The following is a 17,165-nucleotide window of genomic DNA, read 5'->3' as shown; positions in this document are numbered from 1 at the left end:
CTTTGCCGCTCTGGTTGCGGAGTGTTTATTCATAGAATACCGAAGTTGCTTTACAATAACGATTAAATAATTGGCTTATCGCTCGCAATTTTTTATTAATAATGTAGTAGTGTGACTTGCTACAATATGTTTATTTTGCATAGCCCTAATATAGGAATTTATAATATGACAAGGCTACTCGCTTTTTCTGGCAGTACGCGGAACGGCTCATTTAATCAAGCAATACTAGAGATTGCTGCTGAAGGCGCAAGGGAGTCAGGCGCTAAAGTTACTGTCGTTAATCTAGCTGATTATCCGATGCCTATTTATAATGAAGATGAAGAGGGCAAGTCAGGCGTACCAGAAAATGCGAGAGGCTTTAAGCGGTTATTAACTGAACATGATGGTTTCTTGATTGCCTCACCAGAGTACAATTCGAGTTACCCCGCATTGCTCAAAAATGCTATTGATTGGGCTAGTCGAATGGAAGAAGGTGATAAACCCATGCAGGCTTTTAAAGGCAAGACCGCAGGGATTATGGCTGCATCGGCTGGTGGTTTGGGCGGAATGAGGGTATTGGTGGTTTTACGCATGTTGCTGGCAAACATAGGCGTGACGGTGTTACCCGCACAACTTGCTGTAGCCAAAGTGAATACCTTAATGGATGATAGCGGCGTAATTACCGACGAGAAAACCATCAAACAACTTAAAAACTTGGGTAAACAAACCGCCGAACTAACGATGAAAATGAACGCGCAGGTTCTATAGTTAATGCTTGAGTGGGTAGGGGCGAGTAATTCTCGCCTCTATTGTTTCGTCAATCTAACCTCTTATAACCTAGTCTTGTTCTACTTCTTTAATGAACCACTTGATCACATTACCGATTGCAAAGTTAGCGTATTGATCTGAACAAATCTGATACCCCCGTGTTTCAGATTTTAATCGCGGCCCTAATTCAATAAGTTTACCATCTTCAATAAAAGGGTTTATTAAGCCTTCCCATCCTAAGCAGAGCCCATGTCCGCCAATAGCGGCTTCAACAATAAGGGGGTAATTGTTATATCGAAAAGAAATAGGGCTTGCGGAGGGCTTAACACTTAATGCTTGTGCCCAGCGTTGCCAATTTAGCCAACGGGAATCATCTACATCCTTGTGTAATAGGGGAAGGTTTCTCAAGTCACTGAGTAGTTGACCACTTTTTAAGTCGTATTTAGCTGCGAATTCAGGTGAACAAACGGGAAAAACCATCTCAGGAATTAACATCTTTTCAAACTGATATTTACCAATTTTTGATGAGAAGTGAAATAATATATCTGCATGTGCAGTGGTTAGGTCATTTAAGCTATTGGTTGGTTGGATTTCGAAAAGATAATCAGGAAAAGCTTGTTGTAATCGCTGCAGCCTAGGCATTATCCAATGAAAGGCAAAACCAAAATAGGCGCTAATAGAAATTTTAGTTTTTGTTTCACGAAAATCTTCTCGTGCGTTATTGGTAGCACGCAGAATAGATGATGTAGAGCCTCTTAACTCATTGTAATACTTGAGCCCTTCAATCGTAGGTGTGACGGGTTTCTTACTACGATCAATTAAAATACCACCTACCACATCTTCCAGTGCGCGAATTCTTTGAGACACCAATGGCTGTGTAATACCAAGATCTTCAGCTGCTAATGTCATAGAGCCATGCCTGACCGTTGCTTCAAAACATAATAGGCCGTTAAGTGTAGGTAACTCAGATTCTTTCATTATTACTAATTTGCATGTTAGCTATAAGGCTTTGCTACTGTAATATAAACCGCGATTACTTGATACTTCTCCTATTAATTTTTAAGGGAGATTCTCGTGCAGCAAATAGACTATATTATCAACGAAGCGAATGCTTCCGTGTCAGCGACTGTAAATGGGCAACACTATCCTTTACCCGCATTGTGGCTTCGTGAGCGTTGCCAAGACTCAGAAAACCTGGATAAAACCACTAAACAGCGCTTTTTCGACCCACATCAGTTAGATGAAAATGTGTCGCTGGTTAAGGTAGAAAAGAAGCACAATACGCTTGCTAACCTTACGTTCAGTGACGGGTATTCTGGTGAGTACGATTTGAACGAGTTCGCTGCCGACTTCGATGTTTGGGATGGCGCGCCTAATGATATTCCGTGGAAAAGCAATGTGGACAAGTCATTATTTCATATCGATTTAGCCACGTTGAAATCGGAAGCGGGGTTAATTAAAGGAATAGAAATATTCTTAACCTACGGTGTGCTAATTGTTGATAACGTGCCTACTGAATCAGACGCGGTATTAGAAGTAGCAAACCTATTTGGCCATGTTAGAGAAACGAACTTTGGTAAATACTTCGAGGTTTTCACCCGTCCAAACTCGAACGATCTCGCATATCGTTCAGTACCGTTAGGGCCACATACCGATAACCCTTACCGAAACCCCATGCCGGGTATTCAACTTCTACATTGTTTAGAAAACCAAACGACAGAAGGCTTGTCGACCCTGGTAGATAGTCTGTCGGTGCTAGAGCAGTTGAAAAAGGAAGATCCCGATGGTTTCGCATTGCTTTGCAAGGTACCTGTTCGTTACCGCTATTATGACAACGATGTTGACTTGATAGAAAGGCGTACCATGATTGAATCTGATCCCAGTGGCAGAATTACGGGGATCGCTTATAGCCCACGACTCGACTACTTGCCGCTATTACAAGATCAAGAAATGGTTATATTTCATCGTGCCCGTAAACGTCTGGGGCAGTTGTTGTGTTCGCCTGAATATGAGTGGCGTTTTAGATTAGAGCCCGGTCAATTGCAGATGTTTCACAACACCCGGGTGTTACATGGGCGAACAGGATTTGACCCTAGCGAGGGGCGTCGTCACCTACAAGGCGCTTACATAGATATTGATGCACCGAAAGGCCGTTACAATGCGCTTAAAAGGAAGCAAGGCTCTATGTATACCAACGCTGCGATTGAATCAGCAAGTACGAACGGTGAGTTTAAAATAGCGAATACCAAAGCCACAGCAGAAACAGAAGAAATGAGAGGTTAAGTGATGGAAACTGTTCAATTTCGCCAGATGAAAGACGGAACAAAAGAAGAGTATTTGTTTCTTACCAAACACGAAGATGAATACGCGAAAGGCTTGCCCGATAGAATATTACAAGCGCTGAAAAATTTAGAGAATACCTTATCAGGCTATCAGGTTTCACGACTTGGACACTCACTGCAATCAGCAACCCGCGCTGAAGCCGATGGCGCCGATGAGGAAATGATAGTTGCGGCACTTATTCACGATCTTGGTGATGACTTAGCGCCGCACAATCACTCGCAATACGCGGCATCGATTTTACGCCCCTATGTGCGACCTGAAGTGACTTGGATTATTAACCAGCATGGGTTATTTCAAAACGTCTATTACGCTCACTTTTTAGGGGGCGATCCGAATGAGCGCGAGTATTTAAAAGATCACCCTTGGTATCAAGCCTGTGTTGATTTTTGTGAAAAGTGGGATCAATCGTCATTCGACCCTGACTACCCAACAAAACCGCTGTCACACTTCGAGCCATTGGTTAGAAAGATATTCTCTAGAACGGCATTCGACCCAAAATATGTGGGTGAGCAAACTATGGGTAAAAGTGCAGTTGATATCGCGATGTCGGGAACGAGCGAGTAAAAGGCGTAAGCCTCGTAAAGGTTAAGTAAAGGCTTAAGAAGACCTATTCTTGTATGGGTCTATACCCCCATATAACTAAGTACACGGCATTGTCGCCGTACTCTTAATTTGTTGGGAGTAATACTTTATGAATTTACTTACGAACTTACGCTTAATACCTATTGTTTGCTCTATCACCCTGCTAAGCGCATGTGCAGTGCCGCTACATGGTGGCGGTGCACGTGGCGGCTTTCATAGTGGGAATGCAGCGTTAAGTATAGGTGCGGGCATTGCGGCTGGGGTTGCTGTTGCAGTGCTAGCGTCCCCGCGATATGAGCCAGGACATAGAGTAAAGCACTTACCTAAAGACGCTGCCTTCATTCATCACCATGGCATAGACTATCGGTATAGAAATGGTGTGTATTATCGCAAAATAGGAGGCGATTTTACTGTAGTGCTTCCACCTGCAGGGATCATCATTCATACCTTACCTGATCATCCTGATACCATTTTTGTCGATGGGCAAACCTACTATGTTGTAGAAGGGGTGTATTACAAACGAATGGATGGTGAGTATATCGTTGTGAAAGCACCTGTTGAATGGTCACGAGCAGACAGTGGTGAGTATGAAGCAGGCAAGCATTATGATGCACTTCCTGAAGGTGCGCAGCCATTAAAAATACATGGTACTCAGTACTTTTTGTACGGCGGTTTATATTTTCTGCCTCAATCAACTGAAGGAAAAGTCAGTTATTTAGCGGTTAGACTGAACTAGTGTTGCCAGGATACAAGTTTTACATATTGCTATTTTATTCATAGGCATGACAAACTGAAAACCTACACATGTTTATGAATGGAACGCGAGTTCATGCTCCAAAAAATCATTATGTTTTCTTCCAGTATTGCTCTTTCGATATTGGCCATTTTAGTGTGCTTTGGTGTATTAGATGCCCTATGGCTAGGCTGGATAGCCCGTGACTGGTATACCACCGAAATGGCGAGCTTATTGCGAGAAAACTATATTACCTGGCCTTGGGTTGTGTTCTATTTAATGTATGGGTTTGTCGTTTTCGTATTAGCCGTAGTGGCAAACAGAGATAAACCACTTTACTACGCAGGTATTGATGGAGCACTGCTTGGGCTCGCCAGTTACGGAGCATACAACCTAACTAACTACAGTATTGTTGAAGGTTTTACACTGTTTATCACGGCGATTGATTGGGCCTGGGGCACTTTCTTAACCAGTGTAAGCGCAATGGCGGGCTGGACGGGCTTTCAACAGGTGCGAAATAGTGAAGAGAAATAAACGCTCTGGCCGATTTTTAGTCGGCTCTTTAAGCTGGCTTTTTAGGCTGGCTCTTTAGGTAAATAAGGCAGTAAAACCAATCCCCTAAAATGCTGCCTTTTATTTCGTTACCCCCTATCAAATTTCGTGCAAATTCGGTACTATCCGCGGTCTTATTTTACAGTTGATAAGCGGACTATGTTTGAAGTAAACCCCGTTACCAATGCGATAAAAGATATCCGCGAGCGCACCGACGCGCTTAGGGGGTACCTTTGACTTTGATGCAAAGTCAGAGCGCTTAGAAGAAGTTAACCGAGAGCTTGAGAGCTCTGAGGTATGGAACGAGCCAGAACGCGCACAAGCGTTAGGCAAAGAAAAGGTGGCCTTAGAGCTGGTTGTAGAAACCATTCACAACCTTGAGCAGGGCACCGAAGACGTTGAAGGTTTGCTTGAACTCGCCGTTGAAGCAGAAGATGAAGAAACCTTCGATGAGGCCAATAAAGAATTAGAAGGCCTACTTGAGCAACTTGAAAAGCTTGAGTTTCGCCGCATGTTCTCACAGCCTAACGATGCCAACGATTGTTATATTGATATTCAATCTGGCTCTGGCGGTACAGAAGCGCAAGACTGGGCTAATATGCTCCTTCGTATGTACCTTCGTTGGGGTGAGGCTCACGGCTTCAAAACCGAACTTATTGAAGTATCTGATGGTGACGTAGCGGGTATTAAAAGTGCTACCTTGCGTATTGCAGGTGAGTACGCTTTTGGTTGGTTACGTACTGAAACGGGCGTGCATCGCTTAGTGCGTAAGTCGCCATTTGACTCAGGCAACCGCCGTCATACGTCGTTTTCATCAGCGTTTGTTTACCCTGAAGTGGATGACGATATCGATATTGATATCGACCCTTCAGATTTACGTATTGATACCTACCGTGCATCTGGCGCGGGTGGTCAGCACGTAAACAGAACAGATTCAGCGGTGCGTATTACCCACGAACCTACAGGTATTGTAGTGCAGTGTCAGAACGACCGCTCGCAGCACAAGAATAAAGATCAGGCGATGAAGCAGTTGAAAGCTAAACTCTACGAGTATGAGCTTCAAAAGCAAAACGCCGAGAAACAAGCGATGGAAGACAGCAAGTCAGATATCGGCTGGGGAAGTCAAATTCGTTCATACGTACTAGACGACTCTCGCATTAAAGATTTGCGTACTGGCGTGGAAACACGCAACACTCAGGCCGTGCTAGATGGTGGTCTGGATAAATTTATCGAAGCCAGCCTTAAATCAGGGCTGTAATCCGAACAACGAAAGTGAATAGGTTATGACTGACCAACAAACCGACGAAAATAAATTAATTGCTGAGCGCCGAGCAAAACTAAGCGCAATTCGTGAGCAGTGCCGTGCAAATGGCTTCCCAAACAGCTTCCGTCGTGAAAACTATGCTGACGAACTTCAAGGCAAGTTCGGTGAACTAGATAAAGAAACCTTGCAAGAGCAAGGTAACAAAGTAAGCATTGCTGGCCGTATTATGGCTAAACGTGGTCCTTTCATGTTGCTTCAAGACATGACAGGTCGCATTCAAGCTTACGCAGACAAAGACACTCAAAAAGCCCTTAAAGCCCAATACGGCGCGCTAGATATTGGTGACATTATTGGTGTTGCTGGTGTATTGCATAAGTCGGGTAAAGGCGATTTATATGTGAACATGGAAGAGTATGCATTGCTAACCAAAGCACTGCGCCCTCTACCAGAGAAGTTCCATGGCCTAAGTGACCAAGAAACTAAATATCGTCAGCGTTACGTTGACCTTATTACCAGCGAACAAACCCGTAAAACCTTTATGATCAGAAGTAAGATTGTAAATGGTATTCGTAACTACCTAACTCAGCGCGACTTCCTTGAAGTAGAAACGCCTATGCTGCAGGTTATTCCAGGTGGTGCTACTGCGAAACCGTTTGTTACTCATCATAATGCGTTAGACATTGATATGTACTTGCGTATTGCCCCAGAACTTTACTTGAAGCGCTTGGTGGTAGGTGGTTTCGAGCGTGTGTTCGAAATTAACCGTAACTTTAGAAACGAAGGGCTTTCAACGCGTCATAACCCTGAGTTCACCATGTTGGAATTTTATCAGGCCTATGCTGATTTCAACGACCTGATGAACTTAACAGAAGATATGTTGCGTACCCTTGCCGAAGATATTCTAGGTTCTAGTGTTATTACTAACACCACTAAAGATACCGACGGTAACGTGGTTTCAGAAGTTCAGTACGACTTTGGTAAGCCGTTTGAGCGCTTAAGTATGGGCAACGCCATTCTAAAATACTGGCCAGAAGCCAATGAGGCCGCTATTCGCGACCCAGAAGCTAACCTTGATGCACTTAAAGCCATGGCGAAGCAGTTGCATATTAAAGAGCCTGAAGTTGATGGTATCTGGGGCGCTGGTAAGTACCTATGTGAAATCTTCGAAGCTACAGCAGAAGAGAAGCTTGAACAGCCTACGTTTATTACTGAATACCCGTGGGAGGTATCGCCTCTTGCACGTCGTAACGATGACAACCCGTTCATTACCGACAGGTTTGAATTCTTCGTTGGCGGCCGTGAGCTAGCAAACGGCTTCAGCGAGTTGAATGATTCTGAAGATCAAGCTAAGCGTTTCTCTAAGCAAGTTGAAGAGAAAGATGCTGGTGACGATGAAGCAATGCACTACGACGAAGATTACATTCGTGCATTAGAGTATGGTTTACCGCCTACGGCTGGTGAAGGTATTGGTATTGACCGATTGGCCATGCTATTTACTGACAGTCCAACGATTAAAGACGTGATTTTATTCCCGCACATGAAGCCTGAAGTGTCGAAAGGCGCTGAAGAAGAGTAAGCTGTGTAGATGACCTTATGCATACGTTATAAAAAAGCAGCGTATATAAAAAACAGTTTACAGCGCTTATGTTAAACGCGCAGTGACTTGTTTTGTAAGAAGGGTGTTGAGGGGAACTTCAATACCCTTTTTTTGTGCCATATTAACAATGTAGCCATTAATTGCTTCAATCTCGGTTTGTCGCTGGTTCTTTACATCTTGATGCATACTGGAGTAGTTATTGCCGGTAAGACTTGCGACTTTAATTACCTGCTGTTCAACTTCAATCGCATCAAAACACTGCCCACATGCATTAGCCACTTGAGCAAATTCTTCACAAAGCGTTTTGCGTTCATTAGTAAACTGCTCACCAGCAATATGGCTATTGGTTATATTATTCAGCGCAGTTAGCGGGTTTATCACCACATTAATAGCAAGCTTGGCCCACAATGCCTGCATAATATCAGTTTGATATTTCACTGGTGGAAGCAGCGCATGCAAAGTGTGACACACACTTTTCGCCCATTCAGGTATGGCTGAGTGTTCGTGCGAAAGCAAATGAGGGGCAATACCCACTTGAGTGGCGCCCACGCCGGTGTAAATAACCTGAGTTGCCGTGCGCTTCATCGCCCCATGGCTGGTGCTAGCAAGCAGCAATGGCTGGCCCGATGGCAATAGCGATTTCGCTATTTCATATCCGCCCATACCATTATGTAAAAGCACAACTGGTGTGTTGCTCCCTAAAAATGGCAACCATTGAGTAAGCGCGGCTTTCAGGTGATGTACCTTTAAAGGCAGCACTAGAATATCGTTATCAGAAAGATGAGGTTTGGTTCTGCTTATTTGCGTAACGGGGTATGCGGTACCATCAATCCATTCTAGGAAATAAGAAGTGGGTGTCCCATTCTCATGTTGTGAATAGCGTGTGGGTGTCTCAGTTTTAGGTAGCTCACCATTATGTTGCTCAAGGCTAGGTTTCTGAAAACCAGATTTATCAACTTGAGATACAGGGCTTCTTGGATAAAGCGCGTAAGGCATGGTTTGCTTTTCGGCAGCCCCCGCAAGTAAAGAACCGATAGCGCCGCGGCCTGCAATGTGGATTTTTTTTATCGCGACCTGCTCAGCCTTTACGTTTTCGGTTTTCTGCACGCCTAGAATTGCTTTGTTACTTTTCATAATTTGCTTAGGTTTTGCTAACTAACCGTAGTAAGGAAGGCGCAACGTCAGGCCAGTTAAAAGTATCCGGTTCCGGCAATTCAGCTAACCAGGTCGCCACTTCACTGTCAGCAAATAAATCACCTGAGAGTATTGGCGCTTTCACTGAAATAGTGCGAGAGGGAAGGGGAATGCTTAACCAACCTGCATGTAGATGTAATCTATCGGATGGTTTACCGCTATAGAGCGTATCACCATGTATAGCTGCGCCCACACTTTTAAGGGCCACCCGAATTTGATGGGTTTTGCCCGTAAGCGGTTTGACGATAAATCCGCGGTAGCCAGGTTTGGCTGATTGACTAAAAAACTGGGTGACTGCAGGGTTCTCTTTGCTTTTGAGTAACATGAACTGGCCGCCACGGCGATTTTTCATATCACCCACAATAGTACCTTGTTTCTTTTTCGGCTTGTCGGCACTAATGGCTAGGTAGTATTTACTAACCTGACGGGTGGCAAAGGCATCACCAATAAGTGCTGCTGTATGGGCATTTTTGGCTAAACATAAACAGCCAGAGGTGCCGGTATCTAAGCGATGACAAAGGTGAAGCTGGTTATAACCGGTTTGCTCGCGAAGCCGACTGACGATGCCTAATGTATGGGTGTCTATATTGTTGTCTATATTAGTGGTATTGGCAGAATCAGCGCTTTCACTAGTTCTTATATTCTTACCAGTGCTATTAGCATTTTGAGTATTAGCACTGTCATGCATGGCTATGCCGGAAGGCTTGTTGACGATAAGCACATCGTTATCGTCAACTAAAATAGGTATTTCGTTCACTTAGGCTTTTTCGAGCAATTTAATGGCTTCGTCGTAGTCTAGTTCGTCTACCGCGTCTTCAATTCCTTGCTTCGTTTCAGCAGGCAGTGAAAGCACACTTAGCCACTCATCAAGTGTTGACTGGGAAATGAATTCACTGGCTTTTAATGCTGTAATAAATTGATCGCGCGCTTGTGCCGCTACTGCGCTAGTTACTTCAGGCGCAGCGGGCTCAGGAGCAGCCGATAATGCATCAACAGCTGCTATGGTTTCATCAACTAGAGCAGAAAAGCTGGCGTAGTCATCGGGAAGGCATTTGTCGTTTCTTACACTTGCTTCAACGGGCTTACTGGCGTGATGTAAAGCAAATAACCCAAGGTTACCTGCCACACCTTTTAGCGTGTGAATTAAAGAATATGCGTCGTCGAAATTACCTTCTTTCACTAATCGCTGTAAATCATCGTTTGCTGAGCGATATTCATCCGAAAACTTATTCAATAAGGTTAACAACAGTGTTTTATTACCACTTAGTTGAGACATGCCAAATTCAAAATCTAAGACTGTTGCGGGCTGATCCATATAAGTTCCTTTAACTATGTTTCTGTACTGTGTTCACTGTCAGTGTATTTCAGAATTTTATAAATTAATACAATGATAGCAAGTCAGAGCAAGTAAAGCGTTAAAAAGTCTGGTAGTCTTCGATGAAACGTATGCCCCAGGCCATTGTCTCAACGGTTGTATTATTATAAACGCTAGTGTGATGCGAGTTAAATGTATTGCAAAAGCGAGGCCACCTAGAAGGATCCAGCATGTCAGGAAGTTTGGCGTTTCGCCTTATTGTTGCAGTTTTTGCTATTAGCGTACTTAATGGATGTCAAAGAGCAAACGTAGACACCCCCGCCGATAGCTCCGCAGTTACTATCCCATACGAAAAGTACACGCTCAGTAACGGATTAACGGTTATTCTTCACGAAGACCATTCCGATCCACTCGTTCATGTAGATGTGACATACCACGTTGGCTCGGCCCGTGAAGAAGTCGGTAAGTCTGGTTTCGCGCACTTTTTTGAGCATATGATGTTTCAAGGCTCGAAACATGTAGCAGATGAACAGCATTTTAAGGTGATCACCGAAGCCGGTGGTAGTTTAAACGGCTCGACAAATACCGACAGAACCAATTATTACGAAACTGTGCCTGCCAACCAGCTTGAAAAAGTGTTGTGGCTTGAAGCAGACCGAATGGGGTATTTGCTTGAAGCAGTCAACCAAACCAAATTTGAAAACCAGCGTGAAACCGTTAAAAACGAACGCGCTCAGCGAGTAGATAACCAGCCTTACGGACTAAGACATGAGCTAAATGGCGAGGCTATGTATCCTGAGGGGCATCCCTATTCATGGATGACGATTGGATATGTTGAAGACTTAGATCGAGTTAACGTAAACGACCTTAAAGCCTTTTTCAAACGCTGGTATGGGCCAAACAATGCAGTGTTAACCATAGGTGGTGATATAGACAGTGCGAAAACCAAAGCACTAATAGCGCAATATTTTGGAGACATTCCAAAAGGGCCTGAGGTTAAAGATCCTGAGCCTCAGCCCGTGACCCTATCTGAAACACGCTATATGACCTTAGAAGATAAGGTCCACTTACCCTTACTTCAAATCACTTTCCCTACTGTATATGCACGCCACCCTGATGAAGCACCATTAGATGTGCTGTCTGACATTCTAGGTGGCGGTAAAACGTCTTTGTTTTATAAAAATTTAGTGAAAGAAGGCATGGCTGTCCAAGCTGTAGTGTCACACCCATGCCGGGAGCTTGCCTGTGAATTTCAATTAATTGCCTTGGCTAATCCAGCAAAAGTGCAGTCACTGGATGAGCTTCAAAAGGTAATAGAAGCCACCCTGGCTGAATTTGAAACCCGCGGTGTTAAACCAGACGATTTAGCGCGAACCAAAGGCAGTATTGAAGCATCTACCGTATTTGGCTTACAAAGCGTAGCCGGCAAAGTGACTGCGCTTGCGGCCAATGAGACTTTTTATCAAACTCCAGATTTAGTGTCTGAAGATATCGCCCGTTATAATTCAGTGACCGCTGAAGATGTAATGCGTGTCTATAAAAAATATATCAAAGACGCCAATAGTGTGGTGTTGAGTATTGTGCCAAAAGGCCAGCCTCAGCTGCAGGCTGCCCAGCCCACGTTTGAGCGCCCCGTTCGAACACTACCTGAAACGCAGCCCGATAATCACGAATATACGTCTTCACCATCTAGTTTTGACAGAACCGAACAACCGAAAGCCGGGGAAGCACCTGTAGTGACGGTGCCGGATTACTGGGAGCGTGAACTAGCAAATGGTGTGAATGTACTTGGTGTGACCATGAGTGAAACACCAACGGTAGCGTTAACCATTAGTATGGATGGTGGTATGTTGCTAGATGCTGAGGGTAAAGCGGGTACAGCGTATCTCACCGCATTAATGATGAATGAATCTACGCAAAACTATACAAATGAAGAATTAGCGAACGAGCTAGCTAAATTAGGCAGCTCAATTCGCTTTAGTGCAGCAGGCCGATACTCACAGGTATATGTGTCTACGTTAACTAAAAACGTAATGCCAACTTTGGCACTACTAAAAGAGAAATTCTTCAACCCTGCTTTTGAAGAAAGTGATTTCATTCGAATGAAAGAGCGGGTGTTGCAAGGCTTGCAGCAGCAAGCGAAAACGCCGTCTAGTTTGGCTCGACGTGCGCGAGATTTAGTATTATTTGGTGCCGACAATCGCGTAAGTCTTCCTGATGAAGGCACCATTGAAACGGTCCAGTCCATCACACTTGACGATGTGAAACAGTTTTATAATCAGTATTATTCACCCAGTAAAGCGAGTGCGGTAGTCGTGGGTAATATGAGTTCTGATGCGGTAGTAGATGCATTAGATTTCATGTCGAAATGGGAAGTTGAGGCTTATACCTTTGAAGATTATGATGCTTTCCCTACCTACGATAAGAACCAAGTGTTTTTGGTAGATAGCCCCAGTGCAGTGCAGTCGGTGGTTTATATTGTTAAACGTAGCTTACCTTTTGATGCAACCGGCGATTACTTTAAATCTCGTTTAGTGAACTTCCCACTAGGTGGCGGCTTTAATAGCCGGATAAATCTGAACTTGCGTGAAGACAAAGGCATTACCTATGGCGCGAATAGTGCGTTTATGGGAGGCAAAACCCTAGGTTGGTTTGAAGTTGGAACTGATTTAACGGCAGCGAACACTGCCCAAGGCATTACTGAAGTTTTTAAAGAAATAAATCAGTACATCGAAAACGGGGCGACCGACGAGGAAATTCAATTTATGCGTAATGCGTTTACGTTGAGCGATGCCTTAGAGTTTGAAACCCCCAATAGTAAAGCGCGCTTTCTTCGTCAGTTGCAAAGTTATGGCCTTGAAAAAGGGTACCGAAACGAGCAAATTGAAATAATTAATAGCATCAGTAAAGACGAAATTAACGCGCTTGCTAAGCAATATTTGTCGACAGATGCGTTGCAAGTTATCGTTGTTGGCGATAAAGATGCGATTCTTGAGCAATTGGAGTCGTTAAATATGCCGATCATCGAATTATCGGTAGATACCAATAGTCGAGAAAAGATAAACTAAGTATCTGATAGCAAGTCATTGGTAATATTGACTTGAATTTAATACGTTGTTCCCCATTTTGAGGGGAACAACTCATCCATGGATATGAACATTGACTGTAAACTCAACGTGTTTCAACGAGCGTTTGGCTGCGCTTAAATCACCTGAATTTTTAACGGCACTTACGCAAATTAAACGTGGTGTTGAGCGTGAAGCGTTACGCATTAAGCCGAACGGTGCTCTGTCGCAAGAGCCTCATCCAAAGGCGTTGGGCTCTGCGCTAACGCACGACACAATAACCACAGACTTTTCAGAGTCGTTGTTAGAGTTTATTACGCCACCTGAAAGTAGCGCCGCTAAAACTATTACGCAGTTACAAGATGTTCATAAGTACACCATTGATAATATTGGCGATGAGCAAATTTGGCCACTCAGCATGCCGTGCTTTATCGAAGATGAAGCGCATATTCCTATTGCTTATTTTGGCGAATCTAACATTGGCAAAATGAAGCGAGTATATCGCATTGGGTTAAAAAACCGCTATGGCAGCATGATGCAGGCGATTGCTGGCGTACATTTTAACTTTTCTTTCTCTAATGATTTCTGGAAACTTTGGGCTGCGCTTAACGGTACTGAGCATAGCCAAGATCAGACTTCAGCCGATTACTTCTCATTGATTAGAAACTATCGTCGCTACTGCTGGATAATTCCTTATCTATACGGTGCTTCACCTGCGTTGTGTGGTTCGTTTTTGAAAGGAAAAGAACATGCACTACCATTCGAAAAAGTGGGCAAGGGTACGTATTACATGCCGTATGCCACATCATTGAGAATGAGTGACTTGGGATATACCAGTGCAGAGCAGTCTTCACTTAAAATTTGTTACAACCAGTTAGATAACTATGTTCGTTTGCTTCGCGGTGCTATGGATACGCCATCAAATCGCTTTAGTAGCTTTTCTGCTGGTGAAGGTGGTAATTATCAGCAGCTCAGCAGAAATATTTTACAGATAGAGAACGAGCTGTATTCGCCAATTCGTCCAAAGCAGCCTACGCAGTCTATGGAAAAGCCGACCGATGCGCTGGTTAAGCGCGGGATAAGCTACATTGAAGTGCGTGCGTTAGATGTAAATCCATTTTCGCCTATTGGTATTAGCCAAACCCAATTCGATTTTCTTGATGTGTTTTTGTTGACGTGCTTGTTGAAGCCCAGTGCTGAATTAGACGAAGCTCAGCTAAATGAAGCTAAAGACAATATGAACCGAGTGGTGTTAGAAGGTAGAAAACCTAATTTGGTACTTAATCACAACAATGAGGAAACTTCACTAACAGCGTGGGCTTCATCACTGTTTGAAGAGTTTGAGGAAGTGGCGAAAATACTCGATTTGGCAAATGATACCACTCGATATAGTGACGCAGTTGCTGCAGAGGCGAAGAAAGTTGCAAACCCTGCGTTAACCCCTTCAGGTGTTCTTTTAGATGAACTGCTTAAACATGACAAAGATAATGGTGTTTACGGCCTAGAGTTAGCTGCACGTTATCAAGAGCAGATGAAAGGGTTCGATTATCAGCAAACTACGGAAGCTATGTTTGTAGATGCCGCTGAGACATCGTTAGCAGCGCAAGCTGATGTGGAAGCCGCTGATACTAAAGACTTCGACAGCTTCATTCGTGATTATTTTAACGAACCGCTAGCAAAAAAAAACGCCTGATATAAATCAGGCGTAGAAGGTTCCAGGGAAACACACATTTTACTAGAACATAAGTTAAGACAAGCTATGCATCAAAAGTTCAAACCGTTGTGCATTTTTTTATCAAGTTTGGTCGTGCTTTTTCCGCTATTTATCGCTGGGTGCGCTACAACACCGCCGAAAGACAGCAGTAATTTGTGCGAAATCTTCTTTGAAAAAGATGATTGGTACGATGCTGCAGCCGATGCACGTGATAAATGGGGCGTACCCATTCATGTGCCGATGGCGATGATGTATCAAGAAAGCTCCTTTAGGCACGATGCATTGCCACCCCGTGATTATGTATTTTTCGGCTTAGTCCCCTGGGGCAGAGTTAGCTCCGCTTATGGTTATTCCCAAGCTAAGACACCCACATGGGCCGACTACATGCGCGAAACTGATAACAGCGGCGCTGATCGCGACGATTTCGAAGATGCCATCGATTTTATGGGTTGGTTTATTTATAAATCGCAGAAGGTAAATGGCATTTCAAAGTGGGATGCATACGCTCAATACTTGAATTACCACGAAGGCTGGGGTGGCTATAAACGTAGAAGTTACGACCGTAAACCTTGGCTGAAGAAAGTAGCATCTAAGGTGAAAGCAAGATCGTTACGCTACGCCACCCAACTTAAAACCTGTGAAGAAGAACTAAGCAAAGGCTGGTTCATGAAGCTTTTTAGCTAGGTTTGTGGAAGCGTAGATTGTTGGACACTCACCTTCAAAACATGGACACCCACAAATTTTAAAAGTTTAGACACCCATAGGCTCAGGTTTATTTAGGTCAGGTGAAAAGAGAGAACTAAGACACTCACAGTTATTAGAACCTTGGACATAACATGGATGTCCAAGGTTTGTTTGATAAAATGAAAACCTCAGTCAATTGATTCAAAACAGAGGGAAAACTAACCCAAGGTTCAGTTTTCTCCTATGACAGATTAATCCACTATAAACATCAAATACCCACACCAAAACTTCAGCATGCCGCGTCCTCGTAAGTCACTAATATGTTTAGATGAGACTCCTTACTATCATTGTGTTTCTCGTTGTGTCCGTAGAGCATTTCTATGCGGTAAAGACAGGTTCAGTGGAAAAAGCTTCGAGCATAGAAGGCAGTGGGTAGAGAACCGCTTGCTTAAACTTGCGAGTGTATTTGCCATTGATGTTTGTGCTTACGCAGTCATGAGTAATCATACGCATACTGTCCTCCGAGTAGATAAAACCCTAGCGCTCGCAATGAGTCCGGAGGAAGTGCTAACTCGCTGGCATACGCTTCATAATGGAACCTTGCTCACTCGTCAATTTATGAATAGAGATCAGAGGCCTAATCTTTCTGAAGCACAAATAAAATCGGTACTTGCTTGCGTGGAAGTTTATAGAAAGCGATTGTACGATATAAGTTGGTTCATGCGGCTTCTTAATGAGTTTATTGCAAGGAAAGCAAACAAGGAGGACGAATGCACAGGGCGCTTTTGGGAAGGGAGATTTAAGTCTCAAGCTCTGTTAGATGAGTCAGCGTTACTGGCTTGTATGGCCTATGTTGACTTAAACCCTATTAGAGCTGGTAATGCGAAGACACCTGAAAAGGCAATGTATACCAGTGTGAAACGTCGCATAGCAAAGGCGAAAACGAACAAACAACCCACAGAGCTACTTCCATTTATTGGTGATTCACAACAGAACAAGTTAAAAGGCTTACCATTTCGAGTCGATGATTATTTGCAGCTTGTGGATCAAACCGGTAGACAGCTAAGAAGTAACATAAAGGGAGCAATACCGCGAAATTGTGAGCCTATTTTATCGCGCACCGGTTTATCACAAACAGATTGGTCTGCCGTTGTAGGCTCTATTGAGAGTAACTTCTCCAGCAAGATAAGCTTGGGATTGGTAAAACGAAGAACTGGAGTGAGCCATCAACTAGCCTGCTAAATTGAAGACTATTTTCCTACCAAAGTATCGTATTTTGCATCAGAAACTATTGAGGCGAGTTGTTATCGCTTTTTCAGTAACACTCATTCATTATCTTATAGTTAACCCTTAAGTTAACGAACGCGTCCGTTCA

Annotated in this window: 15 protein-coding genes; 11 read left to right on the top strand and 4 right to left on the bottom strand. The window is 43.7% G+C overall.

All coding sequences use genetic code 11. The features are described 5' to 3' along the window. Window positions 1-165 precede the first annotated feature (165 nt). Complete coding sequence (locus tag AVL57_RS09285; RefSeq protein WP_057793167.1) at window positions 166-747, top strand: NADPH-dependent FMN reductase; 582 nt, start codon at window positions 166-168, stop codon at window positions 745-747. Between the two features lie 69 nt (window positions 748-816). Here the strand turns inward: AVL57_RS09285 and AVL57_RS09280 are convergent, their stop codons facing one another. Continuing rightward, on the bottom strand, window positions 817-1,725 hold the full coding sequence (locus AVL57_RS09280) for a LysR family transcriptional regulator (protein ID WP_057793165.1): 909 nt from the start codon (window positions 1,723-1,725) through the stop codon (window positions 817-819). 96 nt (window positions 1,726-1,821) lie between these two features. Between AVL57_RS09280 and AVL57_RS09275 the strand changes: the two genes are divergently transcribed. From AVL57_RS09275 to lysS, 6 genes are all read left to right on the top strand, one after another. After that, a complete protein-coding gene (locus AVL57_RS09275; protein WP_057793164.1) occupies window positions 1,822-3,030 on the top strand; it encodes a TauD/TfdA family dioxygenase in 1,209 nt (402 codons plus the stop codon). Between the two features lie 3 nt (window positions 3,031-3,033). Further along, a complete protein-coding gene (locus AVL57_RS09270) occupies window positions 3,034-3,654 on the top strand; it encodes an HD domain-containing protein (protein ID WP_171008965.1) in 621 nt (206 codons plus the stop codon). 127 nt (window positions 3,655-3,781) lie between these two features. Then, a complete protein-coding gene (locus AVL57_RS09265) occupies window positions 3,782-4,408 on the top strand; it encodes a DUF6515 family protein (protein WP_057793160.1) in 627 nt (208 codons plus the stop codon). Window positions 4,409-4,501: 93 nt separating this feature from the next. After that, window positions 4,502-4,939, top strand: coding sequence for a DUF2177 family protein (locus AVL57_RS09260; RefSeq protein WP_057796290.1), 438 nt, complete (start codon window positions 4,502-4,504; stop codon window positions 4,937-4,939). Between the two features lie 177 nt (window positions 4,940-5,116). After that, window positions 5,117-6,215, top strand: a protein-coding gene (gene prfB / locus AVL57_RS09255) for a peptide chain release factor 2 (RefSeq protein WP_126871927.1) whose coding sequence is annotated in 2 segments (ribosomal slippage) — window positions 5,117-5,191 and window positions 5,193-6,215 — 1,098 coding nt in all. Because the reading frame shifts where the segments join, the coding sequence is not laid out codon by codon here. 25 nt (window positions 6,216-6,240) lie between these two features. Continuing rightward, window positions 6,241-7,797: a lysine--tRNA ligase gene (lysS, locus tag AVL57_RS09250; protein ID WP_057793158.1), complete on the top strand. Its 1,557-nt coding sequence runs from the start codon at window positions 6,241-6,243 to the stop codon at window positions 7,795-7,797. A gap of 66 nt (window positions 7,798-7,863) precedes the next feature. Here the strand turns inward: lysS and AVL57_RS09245 are convergent, their stop codons facing one another. From AVL57_RS09245 to AVL57_RS09235, 3 genes are read right to left on the bottom strand one after another with little or no spacing between them, the layout of a single operon-like run. Next, a complete protein-coding gene (locus AVL57_RS09245) occupies window positions 7,864-8,952 on the bottom strand; it encodes a ketopantoate reductase family protein (RefSeq protein ID WP_057793156.1) in 1,089 nt (362 codons plus the stop codon). 7 nt (window positions 8,953-8,959) lie between these two features. Then, on the bottom strand, window positions 8,960-9,769 hold the full coding sequence (locus tag AVL57_RS09240) for a pseudouridine synthase (RefSeq protein ID WP_057793153.1): 810 nt from the start codon (window positions 9,767-9,769) through the stop codon (window positions 8,960-8,962). After that, complete coding sequence (locus AVL57_RS09235; RefSeq protein WP_057793151.1) at window positions 9,770-10,327, bottom strand: Hpt domain-containing protein; 558 nt, start codon at window positions 10,325-10,327, stop codon at window positions 9,770-9,772. A gap of 230 nt (window positions 10,328-10,557) precedes the next feature. On the opposite strand from AVL57_RS09235, the gene AVL57_RS09230 reads away from it, so the two are divergent. The 4 genes from AVL57_RS09230 (at window position 10,558) to AVL57_RS09215 (ending at window position 17,032) form a co-directional block, all read left to right on the top strand. Continuing rightward, the gene (locus tag AVL57_RS09230) at window positions 10,558-13,395 is read left to right on the top strand and encodes a M16 family metallopeptidase (RefSeq protein ID WP_145974496.1); all 2,838 of its coding nucleotides are present in this window, start codon (window positions 10,558-10,560) and stop codon (window positions 13,393-13,395) included. Window positions 13,396-13,486: 91 nt separating this feature from the next. Next, window positions 13,487-15,085, top strand: coding sequence for a glutamate--cysteine ligase (gene gshA / locus AVL57_RS09225; RefSeq protein ID WP_057793148.1), 1,599 nt, complete (start codon window positions 13,487-13,489; stop codon window positions 15,083-15,085). A gap of 66 nt (window positions 15,086-15,151) precedes the next feature. Beyond that, entirely contained in the window at window positions 15,152-15,790 is a 639-nt protein-coding gene (locus tag AVL57_RS09220; RefSeq protein ID WP_013784996.1) for a transglycosylase SLT domain-containing protein, read from the top strand. Between the two features lie 294 nt (window positions 15,791-16,084). Next, on the top strand, window positions 16,085-17,032 hold the full coding sequence (locus AVL57_RS09215; protein ID WP_057793146.1) for a transposase: 948 nt from the start codon (window positions 16,085-16,087) through the stop codon (window positions 17,030-17,032). Window positions 17,033-17,165: the final 133 nt, after the last annotated feature.

The organism is Alteromonas stellipolaris (assembly GCF_001562115.1).
GTDB lineage: Bacteria > Pseudomonadota > Gammaproteobacteria > Enterobacterales > Alteromonadaceae > Alteromonas > Alteromonas stellipolaris.
Note: the sequence above shows the minus strand (reverse complement) of the source record. Positions and strands in the feature narration are given on the sequence as shown.

Bases quoted from the DNA above. Each gene is read 5' to 3' on its own strand.
- AVL57_RS09285 (WP_057793167.1), top strand. From the start codon at position 166: ATGACAAGGCTACTCGCTTTTTCTGGCAGTACGCGGAACGGCTCATTT.
- AVL57_RS09280 (WP_057793165.1), bottom strand. From the start codon at position 1,725: ATGAAAGAATCTGAGTTACCTACACTTAACGGCCTATTATGTTTTGAA.
- AVL57_RS09270 (WP_171008965.1), top strand. From the start codon at position 3,034: ATGGAAACTGTTCAATTTCGCCAGATGAAAGACGGAACAAAAGAAGAG.
- AVL57_RS09265 (WP_057793160.1), top strand. From the start codon at position 3,782: ATGAATTTACTTACGAACTTACGCTTAATACCTATTGTTTGCTCTATC.
- AVL57_RS09260 (WP_057796290.1), top strand. From the start codon at position 4,502: ATGCTCCAAAAAATCATTATGTTTTCTTCCAGTATTGCTCTTTCGATA.
- lysS (WP_057793158.1), top strand. From the start codon at position 6,241: ATGACTGACCAACAAACCGACGAAAATAAATTAATTGCTGAGCGCCGA.
- AVL57_RS09245 (WP_057793156.1), bottom strand. From the start codon at position 8,952: ATGAAAAGTAACAAAGCAATTCTAGGCGTGCAGAAAACCGAAAACGTA.
- AVL57_RS09235 (WP_057793151.1), bottom strand. From the start codon at position 10,327: ATGGATCAGCCCGCAACAGTCTTAGATTTTGAATTTGGCATGTCTCAA.
- AVL57_RS09230 (WP_145974496.1), top strand. From the start codon at position 10,558: ATGTCAGGAAGTTTGGCGTTTCGCCTTATTGTTGCAGTTTTTGCTATT.
- AVL57_RS09220 (WP_013784996.1), top strand. From the start codon at position 15,152: ATGCATCAAAAGTTCAAACCGTTGTGCATTTTTTTATCAAGTTTGGTC.
- AVL57_RS09215 (WP_057793146.1), top strand. From the start codon at position 16,085: ATGCCGCGTCCTCGTAAGTCACTAATATGTTTAGATGAGACTCCTTAC.